Source organism: Tardiphaga sp. GW822-FHT04G09 (genome assembly GCF_058800725.1).
In genome coordinates this window covers 151,780-178,330 of sequence record NZ_JBXAMO010000002.1, presented here as the reverse complement: position 1 = coordinate 178,330, position 26,551 = coordinate 151,780, and the positions used below count along the sequence as shown (strand labels likewise).

Below are 26,551 nucleotides of genomic sequence, written 5' to 3'. Positions count from 1 at the left end.
GAGGACTACAATGGCGTCGATACGATCGACTGTGCCAATGCTGCTGGCAATGGTGTTCGCACTCTCCCTGCAACCGGCCTCCGCACAGACCGCAGCCCAGCCCCCCGCGCCAGCATCTGCCGGCCCCGTCGATCCGGCGTTGATGCAGGACCTCGTGGTGGCGAACCGCGTCCTCACCGATCTCAATGTGATCGACGGTTTCGGCCATGTCAGCATGCGCCACCCGACCGCCCCCAACCGTTACCTGATGGGGCGCTCCGTGGCCCCGGCACTCGTCACCGCCGACGACATCATGGAATACGACCTCGATTCCAATCCTGTCGATGCGAAGGGACGCGCCAGTTTCCTCGAACGCTTCATCCATGGCGAAATCTACAAGGCGCGGCCGGACGTCAAAGCCATCGTCCATACGCATTCGCCCGGGATCATTCCCTTCAGCGTCAGCAGCACGCCGCTGCGGCCGGTGTTTCACCTTGGCGCCTTCCTTTTCCCTGACGTACCGGTGTTCGAGATTCGCGACAGCGCCGGCATGAGCAACATGCTCGTGAGCAACGCGCAGCTGGGCAAGGCGCTGGCCGCGACGCTCGGCGACCGCAGCGTTGCGCTGATGCGGGGCCATGGCAGCGTCGTGGTCGCCGCCACCATTCCGATGGCGGTGTTCCGCGCCCATTACAGCAACGTCAATGCACAGCTGCAGTCACAGGCGCTCGCGCTGGGCGGATCGGTGAGCTATCTGCTGGGCGAGGAAAGCCAGAAAACGCTCGGGGTGATCGACCAGATCCATGGCCGGGCCTGGGATCTGTGGAAGCGCGCGGCGCTGGAGAAGATGGCGTCCAAATAGCGAGGCGGCCTCAGGCTTCGTGAACCCGAACCTCGATGTCGTCATAGCCTTTGACGCGATAGACGATCACCGAGATCATCCAGCTCAGGATGAAGATCGCAATGATGAGATAGCCGAGCGCACCGAAATTCTCGTTCAGCGCCTCGATGCCATCCCAGAAGCTGCCTGACAGGTCGAGCTTGCGGCCGATCAGGCCAAGCGCCTCGACGCCGCCAATCACCAGCGCCACGATCACCGACACCAGCGTGATGATCATGTTGTAATAGAGCTTGCGGATCGGCTTGACGAAGGCCCAGCCATAGGCGCGCACCATCAGCACCGAGTCCGTCGCATCGACCAGTGACATTCCCGCCGTGAACAGTGCGGGGAATACGAGGATCGACCACATCGACATGCCGTCGGCGCTTTGCGAGGCCGAGATGCCCAGCAGCGCGATCTCGGTCGCCGTGTCGAAACCGAGCCCGAACAGGATGCCGAGTGGGTACATGTGCCAGCTCTTCGAGATCACGTCGAAGACCGACCGCAGCATGCGACCGATGACGCCGCGCTGCGCGAGCAGAATATTGAGGTCCTCGTCGATGAAGCGCTCACCACGCTTCACCGCCTTGAACAGGCGATACACCGATACGAGAATGAAGATATTCGCCACTGCCACGATCAGCAGGAAGAAAGCCGAGACGCCGGTGCCGATCAGGCCGCCGATTTCCTTGAAGTCCGCGAATTTCTCCTGCAGTGCCGACACCGCCAGCGCCACGAAGATGGATGCCACGACGACCACAGTGGAGTGACCGAGCGAAAAAAACAGGCCCACGGACAGCGGACGCTTGCCGGACTGCATGAGCTTGCGCGTGACATTGTCGATGGCCGCAATGTGGTCGGCATCCACGGCGTGGCGCAGACCGAAAGTGTAGGCAAGCAGCGCGGTTCCCAGCAGAACCGGCTGGTCGCGGAAGGCGATCAGGGCCCATATCCAGGCCAGCACATTGGCCGGGATCAGAATGGCGTAGATGGCGATGATGCGGCCGCGCAGGTTGTCGGCGCCATCGTTGAACAGTGTGCGGATCATGGAGATTCTTGCAGTCCGGATTACCACCGGATTGTCTCAGGAAGGCCCGACGGACGCAACCTCGCCTCATTCGCGTCGAATTCGCCGCATTTCCGGCACAAAGGGATCAACTGCAGCGGCCAGTTAGGTGGCAGCGGGGGTGCCGCTTCCTATATCTACGTGATAAGAATGACACAGAATTTGCTGCGCACCGATCGCGTGGCCCAACCCGAGGCGTTGATGGACACCGAACAGGAACAGAAGACACCCGCAGAACTGAAGGAAATCCGACTTGCACGCAGGGCGGCGCAGGAAGCCGAAGGCGTGAAGGCCATGGCCGAGATTGCAGCGGCCGATGTCGCCATCCGCAAGCGGACCGAGGAATTGCGCGCGCTTCGCCTCGCCAGGGAAGCCGACGAACTGGCCAACCCGCCCGAGCCCAAACCGAAAGCTACCCGAAAAAAGAAAACGAGCTGATGCCAACTGACGACACCAAAGCAACGAAATCCGAACGCGAGGCCGCGGCCAAAGCCGTTCTCGATAACATGGCCCGACTGAAGGCCATGCGCCTTGCCCGCGAAGCGGTATCGCCCCCTGCTCCGGCCAAGAAGAAAGCCGCCGCGAAATCGGGCAAGACGTCTTCGAGCAAGACGTCTTCAAGCAAATCGACAGAAAAGGCCCAGGCCCTGGCGGCGTGGCTCGCCGATCAACGCAGCGGCGGCCGCAGGACCTGATCTATCTCAGGCCGCGCTCGGCGCCGGCCATTCGATCATGGTACGGGTCTTGGTCGCAGAATCGTAGACCTGGATCTGAAGCATCTGAAACTGGTTCTTCAGCTTCATGCCGGCTTCTTCTGCGGCTTCGACCGTATCGTGATGCGATTTGAAATGGCCATCCACCACCAGTGAATAACCTTCGGTCGGCGCCCTGTCGGCACGAACGAATTTGCGCGCCTGCGGTTCGTCAATCTCTAACTTGGGCTTTTTCATCGTCACTCCAGAACAGGATTTGCCAGATTTCAAATCGGGCAGGATTCGCCCCCGTTTACACGGTCATGCGGAAAAGCACAGGGTAATTGCGGGATTGCGGCAATATCTGCTTCAATCACGGTCAGAATGAGGTCAACGCGAGTGATCCGGCGGGGGAAAAGATGAGCGGACGAGTGGGCAGCCCCGGCAACGACAAGCCGGCCAAGGACAATCCAAAGAAGCCTGAGCCCACGCCGCCGCGGCCCGACGACGACGAGGAAGACGGCGATATCGCCACGCCGAAACGCGATCGCGACGACGAAGATATTTAGCCTCTCAAAGAGGTCACCGCATAAGAGATCGGCGGACCATGACTGGCGCCCCGATGGATTTTGAAGAGCGAAGACCTGTCAGGCCGCCTTGAGGCCGACATCCGGCGCGGCCTAGATAGACCGCGCCAACACACCGGCCCGTTTATGCGAGCTCCTGCTCCACCAATCCGGCGAGATAGCTCGCACCGATCGGCAGCAGATCGTCATTGAAATCATAGCCGGGATTGTGGACCGGCACGCCGCCCTTATTGTCGGCACCGCGCTGGCCGAACATCAGATAGGCACCGCGGTTGCGCTCCAGCATGAAGGCGAAATCCTCGCCGGCGAGAATCGGATTGCCTTCGCGAAGCACTTCGGTCACGCCCGGCACTGCCCCCGCAGCGTCTGCGGCACGCGCCGTCTCATCGGCCGTATTGATCGTGGCCGGATAGGCGTGACGATACTCGATCTCCGCCGTGCCGCCGCAGGCCTGCGCGGTCAACGTCACCGCGCGCATAAACAATTCCTCAACGCGCTCGCGCACCTCGGGCTTCAGCGTACGCACCGAGCCTCGCAACTCCACCGTCTCGGGAAGCACGATGTCCGAGGTGCCGCCATGAATCTGGCCAATACTGATAATGGCAGATTCCAGCGCATCGACCTGACGGGACGGGATCGCATTCAGCGCATTCACCACCTGCGCGGCCATGGCCACCGTATCGATACCCTGATGCGGGTGCGCGCCATGGGACGAGCGGCCACGCAGCGTCACCTTGAAATAATCGATTGCTGCCAGCGCCGTACCGGTCAGCGCCTTGACGGTGCCGAGCGGCATATCCGGGCTGTTGTGAATCGCATAAATGGAATCGCACGGGAAACGCTCGAACAACCCGTCGTCCATCATCGCCTTGGCGCCGGCGAGGCCTTCTTCGGCCGGCTGAAAGATCAGATGCACGGTGCCGGCGAAATTGCGCGTCTCGGCGAGATACTTGGCCGCGCCGAGCAACATGGTGGTGTGACCGTCATGGCCGCACGCATGCATGCGTCCGGGATTCTGCGAGCGATGGGCAAAACCATTACCTTCCTCCATTGGCAGCGCGTCCATATCGGCGCGCAGGCCGATGGCCCGATTGCTGCCGGCCGCCTGATGACGGCCACGGATCACCCCCACCACACCGGTGCCGCCAAATCCGCGATGCACCTCGATGCCCCATTCCGATAATCTTTCCGCCACCAGCGCGCTGGTGCGCTCTTCCTCGAAGCCAATCTCCGGATGCGCATGGAAATCCCGGCGACATGCAGTCATTTCCGGGTGCAATTGATCGAGATGTTCGCGCGGGCTCATGGGTACTCTCATCGTGGTGGTTGCTGTGCCTGTTAGCCTAGCGGGGTGTCGATACTCTCGCAACCGAACCAGGTGACATTCGCCTCGCGCAAGGGGCGGACATCTGTGTGAATCGCGATCAGTGAAAGTGGGTCGCCCCGTTGATATCGAAAATCGCGCCGGATGCGTAACCGCTGCCGGCGCCGCACAGGAACACCGCGGTGGCAGCGATCTCTTCCGCCTTGGCCATGCGCTTCAGCGGGTAGAGCGAGGTGTCGTAGCCCTTGCCCTCGGTCATCGCGGTCTCGACCGGTCCCGGCGCGATGCCGTTGACGAGCACATTGCCCGGCGCGGCCTGTCGCGCGAGCCAACGCACAAATGCGTGGATGCCGCCCTTGGCAAAGGCATAGTGCGGCCCCGTCCGCAGGCCGCCCATCCAGCCGGCCACCGAGCCACACAGCACGATGCGCCCATCGCCCGCTTCCATCATGCCCGGCAGGAATGCACGCGTCAGGTTGATCGGGCCTTTGACATTGGCGCGGATGACGCGGTCGAGCGACTCCTCCCAATCGTCGGCCATCCAGTCGCCATGCGGCGCGATCGCAGCGGTATCGATCAGTCCGTAGACCGGACCGGTCTGCTTCGCGAGTGCCGTCACGTCCGGACGCGAACCGGTATCAAGGCTGTGGATCTCGGACCGATCAGCAAGCTCGGCGCCGACGCGATCGCGGATGCTATCCTTGTCGACGATATCGACCAGCACGAGCTGCGCGCCTTGCCGCGCGCACAACTTCGCCGTCGCGCTACCAATGCCGCCGGCCGCGCCCGCGATCACAATGCGCCGGCCGGTGAGGTCGAATGGCGATGTCTCTGGAGATGTCATGATGCAGTTCCCGTTTGTGGCGGCGTGTCCCGGCGAGCCCTGAAGGCTTGCAGGCCGTGTTCAATTCGATTGCGGTAATGACCTCAGCGCGCGGGCGGCACGCCGCCATAGGTCGTGAGATGCGAGCTCGCGAGCCAGCCCGCATCGATCGGAAGATTGATCCCGGTGACCGCCGACGCATCATCAGACAGCAGGAACGCGACGCCGCGTCCGATTTCCTCGGGATCGACCATGCGCCCGAGCGCCGAGCCTTCGACGAGCAGTTTGGGATCGCGCGTCCCACGCTCGATATTGGCGAGCACCGGCGGCGTTCCCACATAGCCCGGCGACACCGCATTGACGCGCACACCCGAGCGGCCCCAGTCGGCTGCGAGACACGCCGCCATGTGAACGGCCGCAGCCTTCGACGGCGCATAGGCGTGCAGTGGCGCCGTGCGCGACGCGGTGACCGAACCCGTGATCACGATGCCGCCGCGCCCACGCTTGGTCATGCGCTTGCCGGCGGCAAGGCAGGACACATAGACGCCGCGCAGATTGGCGGCGATCACCTTATCGAATTCCGCGAGCGGCAGGTTCTCCGCCCGGCCGCCCGACTGGATCACGCCGGCATTGGCGAACAGCGCCTCGACCGGCCCCAGTCGCGCCTCGATATCCGCAAACGCCGCCTCGGTCGCGTTCTCATCGGTCACGTCGAACGGGACCGAAGCCGCACCAATATTGGCGGCGGCCTCCTGATTGGCCTGTGCATTGATGTCGGAAATGACGACGCGCCATCCGCGCTCGATCAGCACGCCGGCAGTCGCCAGACCAATCCCGCTCGCGCCGCCCGTCACGAGGGCAACGCGGCCGCGTCCTTCGTCTCGTTTCATCGTTGCACTCCCGTTGTCAGTTTCTTCTTTGCGTGCAGCATCATCGCGCATTCGCGATGTGATGGCGTCGAGATGCTAGACCGCGAGATAGCGTTGCTTGATTTCTTCGTTGTGCCGGAGCTCATCGATGGTCGCGCGATAGACGATCTGGCCCTTGTCGATCACTGTCGCATGGGTCGCAATGCCGAGACAGAAATGCATGTTCTGCTCGGCCAGCAGGATGGTAACGCCCATGCCGCGCAGCGTCTTGATGAGCTCTCCGATGGCCTGGACGATGATCGGCGCGAGGCCTTCGCTCGGCTCATCGAGCAGGAGGACGTCGGGGTTGCCCATCAGCGTTCGCGCGATGGTCAGCATCTGCTGCTCGCCGCCGGACAACCGGCCGGCCATGCGTTCCTTCATCGAAGCGAGGATCGGAAACACCTCATAGATGCGCTCGCGATTCCAGTGCTGGTCGCCGCGCGGCCCCTTCTTGGCGGCGACGATGAGGTTGTCATCGACCGTGTGGTCCGGGAAGACCTGCCGGTTCTCCGGCACATAGCCGATGCCCGAGCGGGCGATCCTGTAGGACGGGCGGCCCGCAAGCTCCTGTCCTGCAAGAGCAACCTTGCCGCGACGTGGCGGCGCGAGGCCGGCGATCATCTTGAACGTGGTCGACTTGCCGGCGCCGTTACGGCCGAGCAGCGCCATGGTTTGCCCCTGCTCGACGGCGAGATCGACGCCGAACAGGATCTGGCTGGCCCCGTAAAAGACGTCGGCGGCTTCGACATGGAGAAACGGGTCGGTCATCATGCCTCTCCCACTGCTGCGGAGAGATGGTGATCGGCACCGAGATAGGCGTCGATGACATCCTGATTGCGACGGATCTCGTCGGCCGTGCCCTGCGCCAGCACGGCGCCGTATTTGAGAACGTGAATCTTCTGGGCGATCTTGAAGACGATATCCATGTCATGCTCGATGAACAGCACCGTCATCTTCTTGACCTGCCACAGATGCTGCACCTTGCCGATCATGCGCCAGCGCTCGTCCGGCCCCATGCCCGCGGTCGGCTCGTCAAGCAGCAGCACCTTCGGCTCCATGGCAAGCGCGAGACCGATATCGAGCAGCTTCTGGTCGCCATGTGACAGATTTCGGGAGAGCGTCCCGGCTTTATCCGCGAGCCCGAGCAGTTCGATGATCTCTTCGGTCCGCGCCTTTGCTTCCGCGACAGGAAACCGCCGCAGGAAGGTCCATGACTTGCGCAAGTGGGAGATGACCGTCGCCATGATCGCCTCGGTGACAGTCAGGCTGGGGAAGATCTCGGCGACCTGAAACGCCCGCGTCATCCCGAGCCGCACGACCTCTAGGCTCGATTTACCAACGATATCCTGACCGTCGAAAATGACCTTCCCCGAATTCGGCCGGAACGCGCCCGAGATCAGGTTGAAGAAGGTGGTCTTGCCGGCGCCATTCGGTCCGATGATCGCCGTGAGCGAGCCTTCGGGGAAATCGATCGAGACGTTGCGCGTGGCGTGGACGCCGCCGAAGCGTTTGTCGAGGTTCTGAACCGAGAGCATCAGGCGACCCTCTCCTTGACGAAGGCGGCCTCTTTGGCGGCGGGGGCCTTGGCTTCTTTGCGTCGTTGCAGAAATTCGACGACGTAGTCCGCAACGCCCTGACGCAGACCAAGCACGATGGCCAGAATAACGACGCCAAGCACCAGGCCATGATACTCGGTGTAGATGGATACGAAGTGTTCGAGCAGGCGCAGCAGGATGGCGCCAATGATAGGTCCGACGAAGAGCTGCGAACCACCGAGCATGATCATGAAGATGGCCTCGCCCGACGTCGTCCAGAAGCCGAATTCCGGGTAGGCCCCAGAGACGAACAGCGACAGCAGGATGCCGGCCACGCTGGCCATCGCACCGGCCAGGATGAACACGCCGAGCTTCATGCGAACGATATCGACGCCAAGATAATTGGCACGGTTCGGATTGTCGCGGATCAGGCGCAGCGTGTAGCCGAACGGCGACTGCCACACCTGACGCATGATGAGAATGCAGACGACGAACACGCAAGCCGAGAAGATATAGAGCGACACACCACTGCTAAGATCGATGCCGAAGAACGGCGGCCGCGGGATGCCGCCGCGCAGACCCTGGTCGCCACCGGTCAGACTGACCCATGTCAGAATGATCGAGTGGATGAACATCTGGAAGGCGAGCGTGATGAAGGAGAAATAGATTTCCTTCAGGCGTACGCAGATCGCACCGATCACCAGCGCAAGCACCGCAGTGCCGAGCACCGTGACGAAAATTGCGACGGGTATCGATACACGGCCGGACTGCATCAGCAGACCGAACATATAGGCGCCGGACACGAAGAAGGCCGCATGCCCGAACGAGACCAGACCCGTGAGCCCCACGAGGAGGTTCAGCGACATCGCCAGCAGGCCATAGGCCATCACATAGATGAGGAAGTCACGCAGAGATGGCTTGGCGAAGATGAACGGTACGACAATCAAAACGATCAGCACAACAGCCGCAAAGAGCAGATCGCGCAGGAATCCGGCTTTCATCATCGCGCGATCTCCCGACCGAGCAGACCGCTGGGCTTGATGATCAGAACGACGGCCATCATGCCGAACATGATCCCGTCAACGAAAAGCGGAAAGCCGATCGCGCCGAACGCGCGCGTAAAGCCGATGAGCAACGCTGCGATCAGCGCACCGACAATCGATCCCATCCCGCCGATCACGGTGACGATGAAGCTTTCGATCAGGATCGACAGGCCCATGCCCGGCGTCAATGTACGCGTCGGCGCTGCGAGGGAGCCGGCAATACCCGCCAGCATGCTGCCGACGCCGAACACGGCCGCGTAGAGCAGCGTCGTGTTGATCCCGAGCGCGCCGACCATCTGCGGATTGATGGCCAGCGCCCGGATGATCTTGCCGATCCGGGTCTTCTCGATCGCGAGCCAGAGCATCGCGCCGATCGACAGGCTCGCAACGATCATGAAGACGTAATAGGCCGGGACGAAGCCGCCGGCGAATTCCAGCGGCGGAAGCGCGAAAACGTCAGGCATGCCCATCATCTTGTATTCCGGGCCGGCAACGATCTTCACCAGATCATCGAAGATCAGGATGATGGCGTAGCAGACCAGCAGTTGCATCAGGATGTCCTTGCCATACACCTTGCTGATGATGAACCGCTCGAAGATGATCCCGATCAAGCCTGCCCCAAGCGCGCCGGCAAGGAATGCCAGAAAAAAGCTCGACGTCGCCTGGTAGGTGAAGAACGCGATATAGGCGCCAGCCATATAGAAGGCGCCATGAGCGAAATTGATGACACCGAGCACGCCGAAGATCAGCGACAAGCCCGACGCCACCATGAACAGCAGCATTCCGATGATGAGCGCCGTCGATATCTGCGTCACGGCGCAAGCTGACGATGACAGACAGGAGGCAAGGGCTTCGAGGTTCACAGCGATGGTCCTTCGATGGTCTGAGCGGGCCTGTTCCGGCCGCCGCGAACGGCGGACCGGATGTGCGGCGGAGCGGCAAAGCCCGTCGGGATGCGACGGGCTGCGTCATCTAAGCGACGATGCTCCGCAGAAAGCTCAGGCGTAGCCCTTCTCCTTCTTCCACTCCTTCTCGAGCTCGATGATCTTCGACCATTCCGTATCGACGTAGTCGACCACCCAGGGGGACTTGCTGACCGTCTTGCCCCACGCCACTGGGTAATTGATGATCGTATGATCGCTGTCACGCATGGTGATGCCGGCGCCGCCAAAGGGCAGCTTCACCGTCATGCCGGAGATTTCCTTGGCCAGTGCAGAACTGTCCGTATTGCCGTTTGTGCGACGCAGCGCCTCGATAATGAACTGCGACGCCGCGTAGTTCTGCCACGCCCAATTGGTGGGTTCGTGAGGCGCCACTTTGACATAGGCATCGCAGAAGGCGGTGTTCTCGGGAGAACTCGGAAATCCCTTATTATACCGATAGGCCGTATTGAGCCCCTGCGGCAGATTCTTGATTGCTGTAAGGATCGGCGGGTCGCCGAGGCCGCCCGAGAAATAGGCGGTGTTCTGGAACAGGCGATACAGGTTCGACTGCTCGATGAACGCGACGAGATCGCCGCCCCAAAGCGCCGAATAGACAGCCTGCGGCTTCACCTGCATCAGCTTGGTGATGCTCTCGGTGTAATCGGGTGCAAACAGCTTCGGCCAGAGCTGATCGACGACTTCGATCGAGGGCTCGAACACCTTGGCATATTGCAAAAACTCCGCTGTGTTGTCGCGGCCATAGGCGTAATCAGGCGAACATGTCGCCCACTTCTTGAGCCCCTTCTCCTTGGCGATCTTCGCTGCGTAGCTCCCACCTGCGACGGCATCGTGGATGCCCTGCCGGGCGCACCTGAATACATTCTTGCTGAACAGCTTGGGATCTGCCGTCAGCGACGATGTTTCGCTGCAGGTATGAAGGCAGAGAATGCCGAGATCGCGCACGACCTCGTGCACGGCGAAACTGCCCGACGACGCCTCGCCATCGATGATGATATCGCAACCGTCATTGTTGATGAGATCGCGCGTGACCTTGGCGGCTTCGTCAGGGCGACCTTTGGAGTCGCGGTCGACCACTTCGAACTTGCGGCCGTTGATGCCGCCAGCTTCGTTGATCTGATTGAAAGCAAGCTGGACTGCAAATCGACTGGACGTGCCGAGGATCGCAACGCGCCCCGACAGGATCGTCGGCAGGCCGATCTTGATTACCTTCGCCTGCGCACCGGCGATATGCGGCGTGCCGAATGCGGCAAGCCCTGCCATGGCGCCAGCGCCCTTGAGGACGCGTCGGCGTGAAATGCCCTTGGTCGTCGTCATTGTACCCTCCCTGATTTTGATGTCCGGCTTTGCCGGTACATATTTTATTATTTCCAGATCGACGTGGTCTTCCGGTGGCTCACTCTCCTCACTCAGTTTTCCGGTCGATCAACGCACTACCGAAGATCGTGCAACAGGAACGGCGCGCTGTCCAACGGACTTTCCAAATACCTCGCGTAAATTCGCCGCAGCAAGGTCGGGAGGATGCGGCGGCGCCGAGTCCTGTTGTCCGCGTGCGCCCGCTTGGACCTTCGCAGCATATGTCGCTAGCTCAGCGCGAAACCGCGATAGCCGCTTTGTGCGACGTCGTCACAGATCGCGGTGTAGCGCGCAAAGCCGCCCGCATAAGGCATGAAAACGCGCGGCTTGCCCGGCACGTTGGCGCCAAGATACCAGGACGAGCTCGCCATTGGCAGCAGCGTTGCGTCCGCGGCCTCGTTGACGTGCGCGACCCACTTTTCGGCCGAGTCGATATTGGCCTCGATCCGCTTGAGACCCTTCGCGCGCATGTCGCGAATGCAATTGGTGATCCAGTCCACGTGTTGCTCGATGGCAATCGGCATGTTGCATAGCACCGACGGACTACCGGGGCCGGTGATGGTGAACAGATTCGGGAATTTCGGCGATTGCAGGCCAAGGTAAGTGCGCGGGCCGGCCGACCAGGCATCTTTCAGCTTCGTGCCCCGGCTGCCGCTGATGTTCAGATTGACGAGTGGTCCCGTCAATGCGTCGAAGCCTGTCGCGAACACGATGATATCGAGCTCATATTCCTGCTTCGCCGTGCGAATGCCCTTCGCGGTGACCTCGACGATCGGTTCTGCCTTGAGATCGACCAGGAGCACATTGTCCCGGTTGAATGTTTCGAAATAACCGCTGTCGATCGGCGGGCGTTTTGTCGCAAAGCCATGATCGCGCGGAGTCAACATCTCTGCGACCACCGGATCCTTGACGACGGTCTTGATCTTGTCGCGGAGGAAGTCCGAGGCCGTCAGATTTGCCTCGACGTTCTGCAGGACATCGGAAAACGAAGCACGAAAGCGCAAGCCGCCACGCTCCCACGCTTGCTCATAGATCTCCTGCCGCTCCGCATCGGACACCGACAGCGCCGAACGCGCCGAGATCGTGAACGGATGTCCGTTAGTGCCGGCGCGCGCCAGCCGCCAGATCTCGTCGTAGTTCTCTCGCGTGTGCTTGATGTCGTCCGCAGTCACCGGGCCATTGCGCGCCGGAATGCTGTAATTTGCCGTGCGCTGGAAAACCGTGAGGTGCTGCGCCTGCTCGGCAATGACAGGGGCTGCCTGAATCCCGGTTGATCCGGTACCAATCTGGCCGACCCGCTTGCCGGTGAAATCGACACCCTCATGCGGCCACAGGCCGCTATGGTACCATTGGCCCTTGAAGCTTTCGAGACCCTTGATATCAGGCACATTGGCGGTCGAGAGGCAGCCCACCGCCGTAATCAGGAATGGCGCGGAGAACGATTGTCCGTTCCTCGTCTGCACTGTCCAGAGATTGGCGTCGTCGTCGAATGATGCGGATGTAACCTCGGTGTTCAGCCGGATATCGCGTTTGAGATCGAGCTTGTCGGCGACGAAGTTCAGATATTTCCGGATCTCCGGATGCTCCGGATAACGCTCGCTCCAACTCCACTCCTGCTCGATCTCTTTGTTGAAGGAGTAGCAGTAGTAATAGCTCTCGGAATCGCAGCGGGCGCCCGGATAGCGGTTCCAGTACCAGGTGCCGCCGATGCCCTCGCCCTTTTCGAGCACGGCGACGTCGAGGCCGAGTTCATCCCGCAATTTGTGGAGCTGGTAGAGGCCTGAAAATCCGGCGCCGATAATGATGGCGTCACAGGCGTGGCTGGATCGTTCAGTCACTGCAAAAGCAGTGCGCTCGTTGCTCGCCAACGGTCGTCTCCCCGTTCGTTTATGAGCGGCTTCGCATGGCCGCGCTATTGCCTCGAAGGCTAGAGATTTGCCGGATGGCTTTCCATACTCTATCGTTCAAACCTAATGTGAATTTCCGTCACAAGAGAAAAATGTGAACCGCTACACAGAGATGCAGGTTTTCGTCAGGGCCGCGGAAGACGGCAGCTTCTCTGCAGCGGCCCGAAACCTTGCCATCACGCCGTCCGCAGTCAGCAAGCTGATTACGCGAATGGAAGAGCGGTTGGGCGCGTTGTTATTCCGCCGCGCGCACCGCAACATCGTCATGACGCCGGAGGGAGAAGTCTTCTATCGGGCGGCGCTTGCAGCCATCGAAGCCGTCGAGGCCGCTGACGCGACGATCTTCAGCGGCAAGCTCGGTCGCGAAACCCTGCGCATACGTTCAATGCCGATCTTCGGGCAGGTCATTCTCGCCAAGAAACTACCGGAGTTTTGCCGGCAGCATCCGGATCTTCAGGTCGAACTTCAATTGCGGATCGATCCCGGGCCGCTTCTCGACGAAGGAACGGACGTCGCAATCCACGTCGGTCATCTCCATGACTCCTCGCTGGTGGCCACGCGATTTACGAGCACGCGATGGATCATTTGCGCGTCGCCGAGCTATCTGGCCGAGCACGGCACGCCGTCACATCCCGACGAGTTGGCCGACCACGCTTGTCTCAATTTCCATTCGTCAATCGCTGCCAGTACATGGACCGTGCGCGGCGCCGATGGCCTGTCTGCGCCGCTTGCTGTCAAGAGCCGCGTGCGCTCGAACCAGGCTTCGATCCTGATCGAGTTCGCACGGGCAGGCCTCGGCATCGTGCGACTGGTCGAAGTCCAAATCGCGGACGATCTCGCTCAGGGCCGACTGGTCGAACTCTTTCCCGAACATCAATGCCCGGAGGAACATCCAATCTACGCGGTGTACCCAAGTCGACGACTTGTGAGCAATCGCGTGCGGGTCTTCCTCGATTTTCTGAAGATCACGCTGCCCGATCCGCCACCATGGCGGTATTGGCGAAGTCGGTAGGCTGAATATGATGACTGACCACCCGGTCGGCGGTTCGCGGTTCTGTCCCGAGTAGTGGGAAAATGGCGCGCCCGAAAGGATTCGAACCTCTGACCCCGTGATTCGTAGTCACGTGCTCTATCCAGCTGAGCTACGGGCGCGTGCCGCGATGTTGGAGACCAAACAAAAGTCAGAGCCCGCCGACATCGAATGCGTTTGGCAAACCTTGGTCTGCGAAAGCGGGCCATAGCTACCGGGTCGGACCCGGCTTGGCAAGCACCCTTGGGCGCTTATTTCACTCCCGTGACATGCTGGAAAAATCGCTCAGGCCCGGGCACGCTCGGTGCGGATACTGTGCAGTTCCACCGGTCGGTCAGGGAGGCTTATGCGGAAGGTGGCGCCCAGAGTGCCTTCCACCAGATTAATGTCGCCGTCATGGGCACGGACCAGTTCGGCGGCGATTGCCAGACCCAGGCCGCTACCGCCAGGGCGGGACGAGCCTTGAAACGCCTCGAAAAGGTGGTCGCGCGCCCGTTGCGGGACACCGGGGCCGGTGTCGGACACTTCGAGAATGGTCACAGCACCTTCGCGCCGCCCGGTGATGCGGATCTGCTGCGGGGCGGTATCGCTCTGCGGCTGGCCTTCGAGCGCCTGGGCCGCATTGCGGACCAGATTGAGCAAAATGCGAAACAACTGGTCGGGATCGGCATCGACCATCAGCCCGCGCTCGATGGCATTGACCCAGCCGATGGAGGCGTCGGTTGCAAGCCCCGCCGATTCGCGGACTTCATTAACCACCGGTTCGACCAGCATCATCTTGCGATCGGGCGCCGCTTCCTGCGCGCGACCATAAGAAAGCGTCGACTGGCAGAACGCGATAGCGCGCTCCAGCGAGCGCATCAGCTTCGGCGCGAAGCGCTGCACCCGCGGATCCGGCACACTGGACAGCTGATCCGACAGCAATTGCGACGACGCCAGCAGATTGCGCAAATCGTGATTGATCTTCGAGACCGCGAGGCCCAAGGCAGCAAGGCGGCTCTTCTGATGCAGCATCGAGACGAGATCCCGCTGCATGTCGGACAGCTCACGCTCCGCCACGCCGATTTCGTCGGCACGCTGGCTCGGCACGATGATTCGGGCCGAACTTTCGGGATTTTCATGGAACGCGACGAGATTGGCTGTCAGATTCCGCATCGGCCGCACAAACAGATAATGCAGCGCCAGATAGACCAGCCCCGCCGAGAGAATTGCCAGTCCCAGCGACACCCACAACAGATTGCTGGAGAAACGATACATCGCCTGCCGCAGCGGCAGTTCATCGACCACTACTTCGATGAATTGCGCTCCACCAGGCGCCGGACCAATGATTCGCATCGTCTGATCGCCGCTCTCCAGCATGACTTCGAACGCATCGACAATTGCCGACCATACGGTCATCGACCGCATATCGATGTCATGGTCGATCTGTGCGGGCAGATCAGCGCTGGCGAGCAGACGGCGCTGCTGGCCCATCTTGATGGCCACCGCACGGGCGCCGATGCTGCTCAGGATTTGTCGCGACAGCGATTCCGGGACCATGCCGAGCGGCGCGGCATCCAGCACCAGCGCGGCCGTATTGGCCGCGGCCAGCCTGTCATTGAGACGATTGATCCGAAAATTGGCGATCGACGGGACATAAATGAGAATTTCGGCAATCAGCACCAGCGGAATTGTGAGCAGCAAAAGCTTGCCCGACAGCCCCAGCCGTCGCATGGGGCCAAGACTGAACGGGGGCTCGAGGAGCTTTTCGCCGGCCGAAGACACGATATTGGCCTCTGATTTCACGGTCTGACGCTGAACTATCGAGAGATATGGGTCCAACGACGATTTGTTACGATGATCTTCGCGTCCATTTCTTAAATCCGTCCGCCCAGCGAACAAACTCCAGCGATAGAGCAATTTCATAACCGCCAACAACCTGAAAACACCGAACAAATGGGATTAATCCCATATTTCCAGGAATTTGGCGGACCGGAACACCGCTACAGGGCAACATTGACGAAAACAGGACGCTCCCGTATAAGCCCGCCAACTGTCCGCGATGGCCCGGTTTTAGATCGGGTGCGGCTCGTCTTTGGGCCGGAAATGGCTCGCTGAGCCAACATCTTAGGACTTACCTCAAATTACTCGGCGAATTGCCCGGTCAGCGGAGAACGACCCGTGAAGCGGACTTATCAACCCTCGAAACTGGTGCGCAAGCGCCGTCACGGCTTCCGCGCTCGCTTGGCGACCGTTGGCGGCCGCAAGGTTCTGGCTGCGCGCCGCGCGCGTGGCCGCAAGCGCCTGAGCGCCTGATCGGATCTCTTCCGAGAGTTCATCATGGACCGGTTACGGCAGCGGGCGGACTTTCTCGCCGCTGCCAATGGGCCGCGGGTGAATAGCCCTGCCTTTGTGATGCAAATCCGGCGACGTGACGACGACGGCCCGATCCGGGTCGGCTTTACCGTGACCAAAAAAAACGGAACCGCCACCGAGCGGAACCGGATCCGGCGCAGGCTTCGCGAACTGGTGAAGCGCGTCGATGTCTTATCCATGCGACCTCACAGCGATTATGTGCTAGTCGGCCGTCGTGTCGCGCTCCAACGCGATTTTACGACCATGCTCGACGACCTCCGTTCGGCGCTGCACCGCCTCGATCGGCAATCCGCTAAGATGCAATCTTCTAAAACTGACGTGACCTGACGCTCCCAGCCTGCCACAAGCGCGCAGCTGGCCGCGAGAGCCGCACCCGCATTTGAATGACGAGACCTGAACGATGATCGATAATCGCAACACCATCATTGCCGTCATTCTGTCCGGCCTGGTGCTGATCGGCTGGCAATATTTCTACAACATTCCGCAGATGGAGAAGCAGCGCGCGCAGACCGCGACGCAGACCCAGCTCGCCAATCCGGCCGCGCAGCCAAACGCCGCGCCCGGTAGCACGACGCCAACGGCGAATTCCACCGCCGCAGGCGGCGCACCGGCGAATGTCGCTCCGGCCAATGCTCCGATCGTCAGCCGCGATAGCGCCATCGCAGCGTCGCAGCGCGTCAAGATCGACACCCCGCGCATCTCCGGCAGCATCGCGCTGAAGGGCGCGCGCATCGACGACATCTCGCTGACCAAGTTCCGCGACACGGTGGATCCGAAGTCTCCGGCGATCGTGCTGTTCTCCCCCTCGGGCACTGCCGCGCCTTACTATGCCGAGTTCGGCTGGGTCGCCGCCGCCGGTGCAAACACCAAGATTCCCGACCAGAACACCCAGTGGCAGCAGGAAGGCTCCAACGCCCTGACGCCGACCACGCCGGTTGTTTTGAAGTACAACAACGGCGACGGCCTGACCTTCACCCGCACGATCTCGATCGACGACCGCTATCTGTTCTCGGTCAAGGACGACGTCAGCAACATCGGCAACGCGCCGGTGACGCTGTATCCGTTCGCGCTGATCTCGCGTCACGGCACGCCGCATGTCGAAGGCTATTACATCCTGCATGAAGGCCTCGTCGGCTATCTCGGCGACCAGGGCCTGCAGGAATACGGTTACAAGAAGATCGACGAAGCCAAGGCGGTGAATTTCAAGGTCACCAATGGCTGGCTCGGCATCACCGACAAATACTGGGCTTCGGCGCTGCTGCCCGATACCAATGCGCAGCTGCAGGCCCGGTTCTCGTCGAATCTGAGCGGCACCCAGCGGACCTATCAGACCGACTATCTGCAGGATGCGCAGACCATCGCCATCGGCGGCACCGGCACCGCCAATGCCCGCTTGTTCGCCGGCGCCAAGGAAGCCGCGACCGTCGGCATCAACTTCCCGCTGGCCGTCGGTCTCGGCGGCTATAATCAGGCACTCGGCCTCAACCACTTCGACCTTCTGATCGACTGGGGCTGGTTCTACTTCATCACCAAGCCGATGTTCCTGGCGCTCGACTGGTTCTTCCACCTGTTCGGCAATTTCGGCATCGCCATCCTGCTCGTCACCGTGCTGGTGAAGATCCTCTTCTTCCCGCTGGCCTCGAAGTCCTACGCCTCGATGGCGAAGATGAAGGCCGTGCAGCCGCAGCTGGCGGCGCTCAAGGAGCGCTTCCCTGACGACAAGATGAAGCAGCAGCAGGAGATGATGGAGATCTACAAGAAGGAGAAGATCAACCCGATCGCCGGTTGTCTTCCCGTCATGTTGCAGATCCCGGTATTCTTCTCGCTCTACAAGGTTCTGTTCGTCACCATCGAAATGCGCCATGCGCCGTTCTTCGGCTGGATCAAGGATCTGTCAGCGCATGATCCGACCAACCTGTTCAATCTGTTCGGCCTGATCCCCGTCGACCCGACGACGATTCCCGTGTTCGGCCACTATCTCGCGCTCGGCATCTGGCCGATCATCATGGGCATCACGATGTGGTTCCAGATGAAGCTCAATCCGACACCGCCGGATCCGACGCAGAAGATGATCTTCGACTGGATGCCGTTGATCTTCACCTTCATGCTGGCCGGATTCCCGGCAGGTCTCGTGATCTACTGGGCATGGAACAACACCCTCTCGGTGCTGCAGCAGGCCTACATCATGAATCGCAACGGCGTGAAGGTCGAACTGTTCGACAACGTGAAGTCGACCTTCGCGAAGAAGAAGACGACCTGATCAAACCAAGTGGCTGACGTCCCCGGCGCAAGCCGGGGCGCGAAGCCCGGAAAGACTTCGCATGACCACTGACACCGATGCGAAGCTGATCGAACAGGGGCGCCTGCTGTTCGCCGGCGAATGGAAGTTCATCTGGGCCTCGCCCTCGATCGAGACCCTGCCGCCAATGGCAGGTATGGAAGTGGCCTTTGCCGGCCGCTCCAATGTCGGCAAATCCAGCCTGATCAACTCGCTGACAGGGCGCAATGCGCTGGCGCGGACCTCGCACACGCCCGGCCGTACCCAAGAGCTGATCTTCTTCGAAGGTCCCGACGGCTCCGACTTCCGGCTGGTCGATATGCCCGGCTATGGCTATGCCTCGGCGCCCAAGGTCAAGATCGCGTCCTGGACCAAGCTGATCTACAATTTCCTCCAGGGCCGCGCGAGCCTCGCGCGCGTCTATGTTCTGATCGACTCCCGGCATGGCCTGAAGGATGTCGACCTCGACGTGCTCAAGTCCCTCGATCGCTCCGCGGTCAGTTACCAGATCGTGCTGACCAAGGCCGATCAGGTGAAGAAGAGCGAGCTCGACAAGACCTTCGAAGAGGTCCGCACCGAGCTGCGGACTCATCCGGCCGCCTTTCCCGACGTGCTCGTGACCTCGTCGCGCACCGGTGACGGCATGGCCGAATTGCGGGCCGCGATGGTCCGCCTGTTGAGCGAGCGCTATTGATGTCCCGCTTTAGCCTGTTTCGGATTCTTGTCATCCTGGCCGGCGTGATGGGCGCCGACGGCGTCATTCTCGCCGCGGCTTCCGCGCATCAACCCGACGCGACCCGGCTGGCCTCGGCCTCCTCGATGCTGCTGTTTCATGCCGCCGCCATTCCCGGCGCCGTCGCTTTGATCGAGCGCGGCGTCGCCCATCTGCAGATCGGCCTGACAGCGGCCTTCGGCTTCGTCATTGCTGCCGCGATCTTCGCGGGCGACCTGACGCTGCGCCAATATGTCGGTCACGGCCTGTTCACAATGGCCGCACCGACCGGCGGCGCCCTGCTGATCCTGAGCTGGCTGGCGCTGGCGGTATCCGCAGCTTGGCCGCGCAGCGCCTGACGCCGGGCCACTGGACAGGGCAGCGATGCTTTGCGCGACGGCAATCAATCGGCTAGAACGCGCCGCAGATTGCTCACCGTGAGATCCGCTTCATGACCGACGCGCCCATCATCAGTGCTCTCGACCAGGCCCGCATCCTGTCGGAGGCGCTGCCCCACATGCAGCAATATGACGAAGAGACGATCGTCATCAAATATGGCGGGCACGCCATGGGCGCCGAGGATACGGCCCGCGCATTTGCCCGCGACATCGTCCTGCTGGAGCAGACCGCCATCAATCCGGTGGTCGTGCATGGCGGCGGGCCGCAGATCGCGCAAATGCTTCAGCGTCTCGGCATCAAGTCGGAATTCGCCGCCGGATTGCGCATCACCGATGCCGCGACCATCCAGATCGTCGAGATGGTGCTGGCCGGCTCGATCAACAAGCAGATCGTCAGCTATATCAACGAAGCCGGCGGCAAGGCCGTTGGCCTGTGCGGCAAGGACGGCAACATGGTCACCGCGTCGAAGGCGACGCGGACCATGGTCGATCCGGATTCCAACATCGAGAAGGTAGTGGATCTCGGCTTCGTCGGCGAACCCGACAAGGTCGACCTGACGCTGCTCAATCAATTGATCGGCTATGAGCTGATCCCGGTGCTGGCGCCGCTGGCATCTTCACGGGACGGCCAGACCTTCAACGTCAATGCCGACACCTTTGCCGGTGCCGTTGCTGGCGCCTTGAAGGCCAAGCGTCTGCTGCTTTTGACCGACGTGCCAGGGGTGCTCGACAAGTCGAAGAAGCTGATTCCTGAATTGTCGATCAAGGACGCCCGCAAGCTGATCGCCGATGGCACGATTTCCGGCGGCATGATCCCGAAGGTCGAGACCTGCATCTACTCGCTCGAACAAGGCGTCGAAGGTGTCGTGATCATCGACGGCAAGATGCCTCACGCGGTGCTGCTCGAACTCTTCACCAACCAGGGCACGGGCACGCTGATCCACAAGTGATGGACGCACCACACCACACGTCGTCATGGCCGGGCTAAAGCGCGAAGCGCGGCTTCGCCAGACGTCCCGGCCATCCACGTTTGGTGGTTCGCTCTTGCTCGGCGGGGTCTTGCTGCTCAGCCTGTTTACGACGGCCGCCCGCGCCGACCTCAAACTCTGCAACCGCATGAGCTATGTCGTCGAAGCCGCCATCGGCATCGACGACAAGAGCGCCACCGCGACCCGCGGATGGTTTCGCATCGACCCGGCGCAGTGCCGCGTCGTCGTGCAGGGCACGCTGACGGCCGACCGCATCCTGCTTCATGCCCGCGCGCTCAGCATCTATGGCGCATCACCCGTGGCGCAGAATGGCACCGACAATCTGTGCATCGCACCGGATAATTTCGTCATTGCCGCCGCACGTCAGTGCCGCACCGGGCAGTCGCAAGTACCGTTCACGATGATCAAGCCGACGCAGACCGACGACGGCAATATGGTCGCCTATCTCGCCGAAGACAGTGAGTACGACGACGAGCAGGCCAAGCTTGCTGCGATTCAGCGCCTGCTGGTGATCGCCGGCTATGACGCCGCCCCCATCGACGGCGTCGACGGGCCGAAGACCCAGAGCGCGCTCTCGTCATTCCTCAAGAGCCGCGGTCTTGCGGCCGACGTGGTTTCAACGCCGAATTTCTTCGAAACCATGATCGCCGCGGTGCAGGCCCCCTCCGCGACCGGCCTCACCTGGTGCAACGATACATCCTACAAGGTCATGGCGTCTGTCGCGACCGACGACGGCAAAGGCGTCGTCAGCCGCGGCTGGTATCGCATCGAACCCGGCAAATGCCTGCGGCCGGACGTCATCGGTCAGCCCAGACAGATCCTCAGTTTCGCCGAAGCCGTCGACGATAACGGTCGCGCCATCAAGCTCAACGACAAGCCGCTGAACTGGGGCGGCGTTCGCTTGCTGTGCACGCGCGAGAGCAAATTCGAGATTCGCGAACACAGTGACTGCAATACCCGCGGCCTCACCAGCGCCGGCTATGCCATCGTCGATATGTCGGGCGGCGGCAAGACGCTGCGCTTCGCGACGCCGTGACGACCGAACAACAGAGACAGTCAATGACCCTGCCGACCAAATCGCCCCGAGCCTTCAATCATGTCGAGACATGGGTGTTTGATCTCGACAACACGCTGTATCCGCACCACGTGAACCTGTGGCAGCAGGTCGATGGCAAGATCCGCGACTTCGTCGCAAACTTCCTCAGGATCTCGCCTGACGAGGCCTTCAAGGTTCAGAAGGATTATTACAAGCGCTATGGCACCACCATGCGCGGCATGATGACCGAGCACGGTGTCCGCGCCGACGACTTCCTCGCTTTCGTCCACGAGATCGATCACTCGCCGCTGGAGCCCAATCCGGTGATGGGAGCCGCCATCGCGCAACTGCCCGGCCGCAAGCTGATCCTGACCAACGGTTCTGTGGCGCATGCCGGCGCCGTGCTGGAGCGTCTCGGCTTCGCCGATCAGTTCGAAGCGATCTTCGACATCATCGCCGCCGATCTCGAGCCGAAGCCCGCACAGCGGACCTATGACAAGTTCCTGCGCCTGCACGGTGTCGATCCCTCCAAGGCCGCCATGTTCGAGGACCTGTCGCGCAACCTCGTGGTCCCGCACCAGCTCGGCATGACCACCGTCTTGATCGTGCCCGACGGCGCTAGGGAGGTTGTCCGCGAGGATTGGGAGCTGGAAGGCCGTGACGACGACCATGTCGATCACGTCACCGACGATCTGACCGGGTTTCTGGCGGCGCTGAACACGGCACGCCAGGGCGGGATGGCGGCCGGCGCGTCTTGACTCTCCCGGACCAAATCCCGACAAAAGCCTTCGAAATCATCAAATCTCTGCCCATTTTGCCCAAGGAAATCGCGATGTCGCTGACCGCCCTCGAATCCACCATCAATGCCGCCTTTGATGTGCGCGACAGCGTCAATGCCTCGACCAAGGGCGAAGTGCGCGACGCCGTCGACCAAGCACTGAACCTGCTCGACAAGGGCGAGGCGCGCGTTGCCGTTCGCGCCGACGATGGCAAGTGGACGGTCAATCAGTGGCTGAAGAAGGCTGTGCTATTGTCGTTCCGCCTCAACGACATGACCTCGATCTCGGGCGGTCCCGGCGGTGCACCGTGGTGGGACAAGGTGCCATCGAAGTTCGACGGCTGGAGCGACGACCAGTTCCGCAGCGCCGCGTTCCGCGCCGTGCCGGGCGCCATCGTGCGCAAGTCGGCCTTCATCGCCAAGAACGTCGTGCTGATGCCGTCCTTCGTCAATCTCGGCGCCTATGTCGATGAGAGCTCCATGGTCGATACCTGGTCGACGGTCGGCTCCTGCGCCCAGATCGGCAAGCGCGTGCACATTTCAGGCGGTGTCGGCATCGGCGGCGTGCTGGAGCCGCTGCAGGCCGGTCCGGTGATCATCGAGGACGACTGTTTCATCGGCGCCCGCTCGGAAGTCGCTGAGGGCGTCATCGTCCGCAAGGGCGCGGTGCTGGCCATGGGCGTGTTCCTGGGTGCATCGACCAAGATCGTCGATCGCGAGACCGGCGAAGTGTTCGTCGGCGAAGTGCCGGAATATGCGGTGCTGGTCCCGGGCAACCTGCCGGGCAAGCCGATGAAGAACGGCCAGATCGGCCCGTCCACGGCATGCGCGGTGATCGTGAAGCGCGTCGACGAGCGCACCCGCTCCAAGACCAGCATCAACGAGCTACTGCGCGACTGATTGTCGTTCCGGCCGGTTTGCGCGTAGCATCGCGCAGACCGGACCGATCCGTTGACCTGGGGGCTGCCATGGACTGGACCACGCTGCTTTTCAGCTTCAAGGGACGGATCAATCGCGGCAAATACTGGCTCGCAATCCTGATCTACATAGTGGCCTGGATCGCCTTCGGGACTGCTGCCGTGATGTGGCTCGGCGGCTTTGACACCGATCGCCTGTTCAGCATGGTCGGCGGCGCATTGCTGCTCTGGCTGGCCGCTATTGTCCTCATCACCGCGGGCACATGGTCCGGCATCGCCACCGGCATCAAGCGGCTGCACGACCGCGAGAAGAGCGGCTGGTGGATCCTGGTATTCTGGCTCGGGCCCAGCGTGCTCAGCGGCATCGGCAGCACCAGCAGCGCAAGCACCAGTTTCATCTTTCATATTGCCAGCTTCGCCGTGACCATCTGGGCCATCGTCGAGCTGGGTTTCCTGCGCGGCACTGCGGGTCCGAATGAATACGGTCCCGATCCGCTCGCCGAACTAGTCACCGCACCAAGGATCTGATGTCCACCACCGCGCTGTCGATCGCTCAAGAACTGCTTCGCTGTCCCTCTGTCACCCCTGCCGATGCCGGCGCGCTTGACGTGCTTGAACGGCTGCTGACATCGGCAGGCTTCACCGTGCATCGCGTCACCTTCAGCGAGGAGGGCAGCGCCGATATCGATAATCTTTACGCCCGCATCGGGACTTCCGCGCCGCATATCTGTTTCGCCGGCCATACCGATGTGGTGCCGCCCGGCGATGAAGCCGCATGGACCCATGGCGCCTTTTCCGGCGACGTGATGGACGGGCTGCTCTACGGTCGTGGTGCCGTCGACATGAAGGGTGGTATCGCCGCCAGCGCGGCCGCCGTGCTGGACTATCTCGCAGAGAATGGCGGCCAACCAAAGGGGTCGATCTCGTTCCTGATCACGGGCGACGAGGAAGGCATTGCGGTCAACGGTACGGTGAAGCTGCTGCAATGGGCCGCCGAGCGCGGCGAAAAGTTCGATCACTGCATCGTCGGCGAGCCCTCGAATGTCGAGGAGATGGGCGACACCATCAAGATCGGCCGCCGCGGCTCGCAATCCGGCACGCTGGTCGTCGACGGCGTGCAGGGCCATGTCGCCTATCCGCATCGTGCGTCCAATCCGGTGCCGGACATCGCTGCGTTGATCGTGGCACTCAGCGGCGACCCGCTGGATCAGGGCAATGCGCAGTTTCAGCCGTCCAATCTCGAATTCACCTCCGTGGACGTCGGCAACACCGCCAGCAACGTGATCCCGGCGCAGGCACGCGCGAAATTCAACATCCGCTTCAACGATCATCACACGCAGGCGTCATTGCGCGACCTGATCGATTCACGCGTCGCGGCTGCTGCTGGCAATCGCATTCGCGCGCATGTGATCTGGGAGCCGAGCAATTCGGATAGCTTCGTCACAAAGCCGGGCGCGTTCACCGATACGGTCGTCGCAGCGATCAAGGACGTGACAGGTCGCACGCCTGACTTGAACACCGGCGGCGGCACTTCCGACGCGCGTTTCATCAAGAACTATTGCCCGGTGATCGAATTCGGCCTGGTCGGCCAGACCATGCACCAGATCGACGAACACACGAAGGTGTCTGATCTGGAGAAGCTCACCCAAATTTATCACGGCGTGCTGGATCGGTATTTCGCATGAACGGCAAGATTCTCGTCCTCACCGCGCTCGAAAGCGAGCTCGACAAATCGCGCGCGCCTGCCGAGATCGAGGTGATTTTCACCGGCGTCGGCAAGATCAACACCACGATCGCGACGCTTCAGGCGGTGCAGGCCATGCAGCCCAAGCTCGTCGTGAACTACGGCACCGCCGGCAAGCTGAACACCAAACTCAACGGCCTCGTCGAGGTCAGCGACGTGATCCAGCGCGACATGAATGCTGAGCCGTTGGCGCCACGCGGCCGCACGCCCTTTGCGCCAGATCTCGACCGGCTGGTCTCGGGCCAGCGCGGCGTGGTCTGCGGCAGTGGTGACAGTTTCGTTACCTCCACCGATCCCTGGCTGGTAGCGAACAAAGTCGACATCGTCGATATGGAGCTGTTTGCCATCGCGCAGGTCTGCCTGCGCCACGGCATCCGCTGGCGCGCCTTCAAGTTCATCACCGACGACGCCAATGATGTCGCGCATGAGCACTGGACGGCGAATGTCGCCAATGGCCAGGATCTGTTCTGGGACACGATGAAGGGTGTGAAGGTCTAGTAGTCGACCTTTACCAGATACAAACCGTCGGGCGGCGCCACGATGCCGCAGGCGCTGCGATCCTTTGCAGCCAGAGCAGCAGCCAGATCGTCCGGCGTCCAGCGGCCATTGCCGACCCAGACCAGCGAGCCAACCATCGAGCGCACTTGGCTGTGCAGGAACGAGCGTGCGGAGGTCGTGATGGTGATCGCCTCGCCGTTCTGCGCGACGTCGAGCTGATCGAGCGTGCGGATCGGCGACTTGGCCTGGCATTCAGTATCGCGGAAAGTCGTGAAGTCGTGCCGCCCGAGCAGGCACTTGGCGGCCTCGCTCATGGCCGCGACATCGAGCGGACGCGGCACGCGCCAGACACGGCCGGCATCGACGGCGAGATTCGCCCGCCGATTGCTGATCCGGTAGACATAGTGGCGTTTGATCGCCGAGAACCGCGCCTCGAAATCATCAGGCACGATATCCGCCGACAGCACGCCGACCGGATGCGGCCGCAGATGGGCATTCATGCCGTCGCGAAAGCGACCGGGCACCAGCACTTTCGGCACGTCGCAATGGGCGACCTGGCCGAGTGCATGGACGCCGGCATCGGTGCGGCCGGCGCCGTGAACGCGGATCGGCTCGCCGCAAATGGCCTCCGCGGCACGCTCCAGCGCGCCCTGCACCGTCAGCGTCGCATTGGCCTGCACCTGCCAGCCGGAGAATGGCGTCCCGTCATACTCGATGATCATCTTGTAGCGCGGCATCAGAGCATGATCCCGAAAAGTGGCCACCGGTTTTC

General features: G+C 61.7%; 30 protein-coding genes and 1 tRNA gene. 17 read left to right on the top strand and 14 right to left on the bottom strand.

All coding sequences use genetic code 11. The features are described 5' to 3' along the window. Positions 1-10 precede the first annotated feature (10 nt). Positions 11-841 (top strand): class II aldolase/adducin family protein, encoded by an 831-nt coding sequence (locus AC1RLZ_RS04600; protein ID WP_493187660.1) that lies wholly within the window; start codon positions 11-13, stop codon positions 839-841. 10 nt (positions 842-851) lie between these two features. Here AC1RLZ_RS04600 and AC1RLZ_RS04595 read toward each other — a convergent pair whose 3' ends face one another. After that, entirely contained in the window at positions 852-1,907 is a 1,056-nt protein-coding gene (locus tag AC1RLZ_RS04595; protein WP_493187659.1) for a HoxN/HupN/NixA family nickel/cobalt transporter, read from the bottom strand. A gap of 180 nt (positions 1,908-2,087) precedes the next feature. On the opposite strand from AC1RLZ_RS04595, the gene AC1RLZ_RS04590 reads away from it, so the two are divergent. Both AC1RLZ_RS04590 and AC1RLZ_RS04585 read left to right on the top strand, forming a co-directional pair. Beyond that, complete coding sequence (locus AC1RLZ_RS04590; RefSeq protein ID WP_371421978.1) at positions 2,088-2,363, top strand: transcriptional regulator; 276 nt, start codon at positions 2,088-2,090, stop codon at positions 2,361-2,363. Continuing rightward, complete coding sequence (locus tag AC1RLZ_RS04585) at positions 2,363-2,620, top strand: hypothetical protein (RefSeq protein ID WP_371421979.1); 258 nt, start codon at positions 2,363-2,365, stop codon at positions 2,618-2,620. The genes AC1RLZ_RS04590 and AC1RLZ_RS04585 overlap by 1 nt, the downstream gene beginning before the upstream one ends. Positions 2,621-2,626: 6 nt before the next feature. Here the strand turns inward: AC1RLZ_RS04585 and AC1RLZ_RS04580 are convergent, their stop codons facing one another. Beyond that, the gene (locus AC1RLZ_RS04580) at positions 2,627-2,875 is read right to left on the bottom strand and encodes a hypothetical protein (RefSeq protein WP_092139892.1); all 249 of its coding nucleotides are present in this window, start codon (positions 2,873-2,875) and stop codon (positions 2,627-2,629) included. Positions 2,876-3,036: 161 nt separating this feature from the next. Here AC1RLZ_RS04580 and AC1RLZ_RS04575 point away from each other — a divergent pair, with 161 nt between their 5' ends. Then, the gene (locus AC1RLZ_RS04575) at positions 3,037-3,186 is read left to right on the top strand and encodes a hypothetical protein (protein WP_493187658.1); all 150 of its coding nucleotides are present in this window, start codon (positions 3,037-3,039) and stop codon (positions 3,184-3,186) included. Positions 3,187-3,328: 142 nt separating this feature from the next. On the opposite strand, the gene AC1RLZ_RS04570 is transcribed toward AC1RLZ_RS04575, so the two are convergent. The 9 genes from AC1RLZ_RS04570 to AC1RLZ_RS04530 all read right to left on the bottom strand — a co-directional run bounded on the left by AC1RLZ_RS04570 (position 3,329) and on the right by AC1RLZ_RS04530 (position 13,005). Continuing rightward, positions 3,329-4,510: a M20 aminoacylase family protein gene (locus tag AC1RLZ_RS04570; RefSeq protein ID WP_493187657.1), complete on the bottom strand. Its 1,182-nt coding sequence runs from the start codon at positions 4,508-4,510 to the stop codon at positions 3,329-3,331. Positions 4,511-4,628: 118 nt separating this feature from the next. Then, positions 4,629-5,372, bottom strand: coding sequence for an SDR family NAD(P)-dependent oxidoreductase (locus AC1RLZ_RS04565; RefSeq protein ID WP_493187656.1), 744 nt, complete (start codon positions 5,370-5,372; stop codon positions 4,629-4,631). Between the two features lie 83 nt (positions 5,373-5,455). After that, on the bottom strand, positions 5,456-6,241 hold the full coding sequence (locus tag AC1RLZ_RS04560) for an SDR family NAD(P)-dependent oxidoreductase (RefSeq protein ID WP_493187655.1): 786 nt from the start codon (positions 6,239-6,241) through the stop codon (positions 5,456-5,458). 75 nt (positions 6,242-6,316) lie between these two features. Then, positions 6,317-7,030, bottom strand: coding sequence for an ABC transporter ATP-binding protein (locus tag AC1RLZ_RS04555; RefSeq protein ID WP_493187654.1), 714 nt, complete (start codon positions 7,028-7,030; stop codon positions 6,317-6,319). Next, the gene (locus AC1RLZ_RS04550; RefSeq protein ID WP_493187653.1) at positions 7,030-7,797 is read right to left on the bottom strand and encodes an ABC transporter ATP-binding protein; all 768 of its coding nucleotides are present in this window, start codon (positions 7,795-7,797) and stop codon (positions 7,030-7,032) included. The genes AC1RLZ_RS04555 and AC1RLZ_RS04550 overlap by 1 nt, the downstream gene beginning before the upstream one ends. Further along, on the bottom strand, positions 7,797-8,801 hold the full coding sequence (locus AC1RLZ_RS04545) for a branched-chain amino acid ABC transporter permease (protein WP_493187652.1): 1,005 nt from the start codon (positions 8,799-8,801) through the stop codon (positions 7,797-7,799). The genes AC1RLZ_RS04550 and AC1RLZ_RS04545 overlap by 1 nt, the downstream gene beginning before the upstream one ends. Beyond that, positions 8,798-9,703 carry a branched-chain amino acid ABC transporter permease gene (locus tag AC1RLZ_RS04540; RefSeq protein WP_493187651.1) on the bottom strand — a complete coding sequence of 302 codons (906 nt, stop codon included), beginning with the start codon at positions 9,701-9,703 and terminating at the stop codon, positions 8,798-8,800. The genes AC1RLZ_RS04545 and AC1RLZ_RS04540 overlap by 4 nt, the downstream gene beginning before the upstream one ends. 135 nt (positions 9,704-9,838) lie before the next feature. Beyond that, entirely contained in the window at positions 9,839-11,098 is a 1,260-nt protein-coding gene (locus AC1RLZ_RS04535) for an ABC transporter substrate-binding protein (RefSeq protein ID WP_493187650.1), read from the bottom strand. Between the two features lie 266 nt (positions 11,099-11,364). Continuing rightward, positions 11,365-13,005 carry a flavin-containing monooxygenase gene (locus AC1RLZ_RS04530; RefSeq protein WP_493187649.1) on the bottom strand — a complete coding sequence of 547 codons (1,641 nt, stop codon included), beginning with the start codon at positions 13,003-13,005 and terminating at the stop codon, positions 11,365-11,367. 133 nt (positions 13,006-13,138) lie between these two features. Between AC1RLZ_RS04530 and AC1RLZ_RS04525 the strand changes: the two genes are divergently transcribed. Next, complete coding sequence (locus AC1RLZ_RS04525; protein ID WP_493187648.1) at positions 13,139-14,056, top strand: LysR family transcriptional regulator; 918 nt, start codon at positions 13,139-13,141, stop codon at positions 14,054-14,056. 63 nt (positions 14,057-14,119) lie between these two features. Here AC1RLZ_RS04525 and AC1RLZ_RS04520 read toward each other — a convergent pair. After that, positions 14,120-14,196 (bottom strand) — tRNA-Arg (locus AC1RLZ_RS04520). A 163-nt stretch (positions 14,197-14,359) separates the two neighbouring features. Further along, on the bottom strand, positions 14,360-15,787 hold the full coding sequence (locus AC1RLZ_RS04515) for an ATP-binding protein (protein ID WP_493187991.1): 1,428 nt from the start codon (positions 15,785-15,787) through the stop codon (positions 14,360-14,362). Positions 15,788-16,234: 447 nt separating this feature from the next. Between AC1RLZ_RS04515 and rpmH the strand changes: the two genes are divergently transcribed. From rpmH to AC1RLZ_RS04455, 12 genes are all read left to right on the top strand, one after another. Beyond that, a complete protein-coding gene (gene rpmH / locus AC1RLZ_RS04510) occupies positions 16,235-16,369 on the top strand; it encodes a 50S ribosomal protein L34 (RefSeq protein WP_011471298.1) in 135 nt (44 codons plus the stop codon). 24 nt (positions 16,370-16,393) lie between these two features. Continuing rightward, positions 16,394-16,756 (top strand): ribonuclease P protein component, encoded by a 363-nt coding sequence (gene rnpA, locus AC1RLZ_RS04505; protein ID WP_493187647.1) that lies wholly within the window; start codon positions 16,394-16,396, stop codon positions 16,754-16,756. A gap of 73 nt (positions 16,757-16,829) precedes the next feature. Beyond that, entirely contained in the window at positions 16,830-18,689 is a 1,860-nt protein-coding gene (yidC, locus tag AC1RLZ_RS04500; protein WP_493187646.1) for a membrane protein insertase YidC, read from the top strand. 61 nt (positions 18,690-18,750) lie between these two features. Continuing rightward, positions 18,751-19,401 carry a ribosome biogenesis GTP-binding protein YihA/YsxC gene (gene yihA / locus AC1RLZ_RS04495; protein ID WP_493187645.1) on the top strand — a complete coding sequence of 217 codons (651 nt, stop codon included), beginning with the start codon at positions 18,751-18,753 and terminating at the stop codon, positions 19,399-19,401. Then, positions 19,401-19,778 carry a DUF423 domain-containing protein gene (locus tag AC1RLZ_RS04490; RefSeq protein WP_493187644.1) on the top strand — a complete coding sequence of 126 codons (378 nt, stop codon included), beginning with the start codon at positions 19,401-19,403 and terminating at the stop codon, positions 19,776-19,778. Before yihA ends, AC1RLZ_RS04490 begins: the two co-directional genes overlap by 1 nt. A 92-nt stretch (positions 19,779-19,870) precedes the next feature. Next, complete coding sequence (argB, locus tag AC1RLZ_RS04485) at positions 19,871-20,767, top strand: acetylglutamate kinase (RefSeq protein ID WP_371422033.1); 897 nt, start codon at positions 19,871-19,873, stop codon at positions 20,765-20,767. Positions 20,768-20,792: 25 nt separating this feature from the next. Further along, a complete protein-coding gene (locus AC1RLZ_RS04480) occupies positions 20,793-21,842 on the top strand; it encodes a DUF1036 domain-containing protein (protein ID WP_493187643.1) in 1,050 nt (349 codons plus the stop codon). A gap of 23 nt (positions 21,843-21,865) precedes the next feature. After that, positions 21,866-22,600: a pyrimidine 5'-nucleotidase gene (locus AC1RLZ_RS04475; protein ID WP_493187642.1), complete on the top strand. Its 735-nt coding sequence runs from the start codon at positions 21,866-21,868 to the stop codon at positions 22,598-22,600. A 74-nt stretch (positions 22,601-22,674) separates the two neighbouring features. Beyond that, positions 22,675-23,520, top strand: coding sequence for a 2,3,4,5-tetrahydropyridine-2,6-dicarboxylate N-succinyltransferase (gene dapD / locus AC1RLZ_RS04470; RefSeq protein WP_493187641.1), 846 nt, complete (start codon positions 22,675-22,677; stop codon positions 23,518-23,520). Between the two features lie 68 nt (positions 23,521-23,588). Then, complete coding sequence (locus AC1RLZ_RS04465; RefSeq protein ID WP_493187640.1) at positions 23,589-24,065, top strand: DUF805 domain-containing protein; 477 nt, start codon at positions 23,589-23,591, stop codon at positions 24,063-24,065. Continuing rightward, the gene (gene dapE, locus AC1RLZ_RS04460; RefSeq protein WP_493187639.1) at positions 24,065-25,222 is read left to right on the top strand and encodes a succinyl-diaminopimelate desuccinylase; all 1,158 of its coding nucleotides are present in this window, start codon (positions 24,065-24,067) and stop codon (positions 25,220-25,222) included. The genes AC1RLZ_RS04465 and dapE overlap by 1 nt, the downstream gene beginning before the upstream one ends. Then, positions 25,219-25,779: a phosphorylase family protein gene (locus AC1RLZ_RS04455; RefSeq protein ID WP_493187638.1), complete on the top strand. Its 561-nt coding sequence runs from the start codon at positions 25,219-25,221 to the stop codon at positions 25,777-25,779. Before dapE ends, AC1RLZ_RS04455 begins: the two co-directional genes overlap by 4 nt. Here the strand turns inward: AC1RLZ_RS04455 and truA are convergent. Next, complete coding sequence (gene truA / locus AC1RLZ_RS04450; protein ID WP_493187637.1) at positions 25,776-26,516, bottom strand: tRNA pseudouridine(38-40) synthase TruA; 741 nt, start codon at positions 26,514-26,516, stop codon at positions 25,776-25,778. The two genes, AC1RLZ_RS04455 and truA, sit on opposite strands and share 4 nt — an antisense overlap. Positions 26,517-26,551 lie beyond the last annotated feature (35 nt).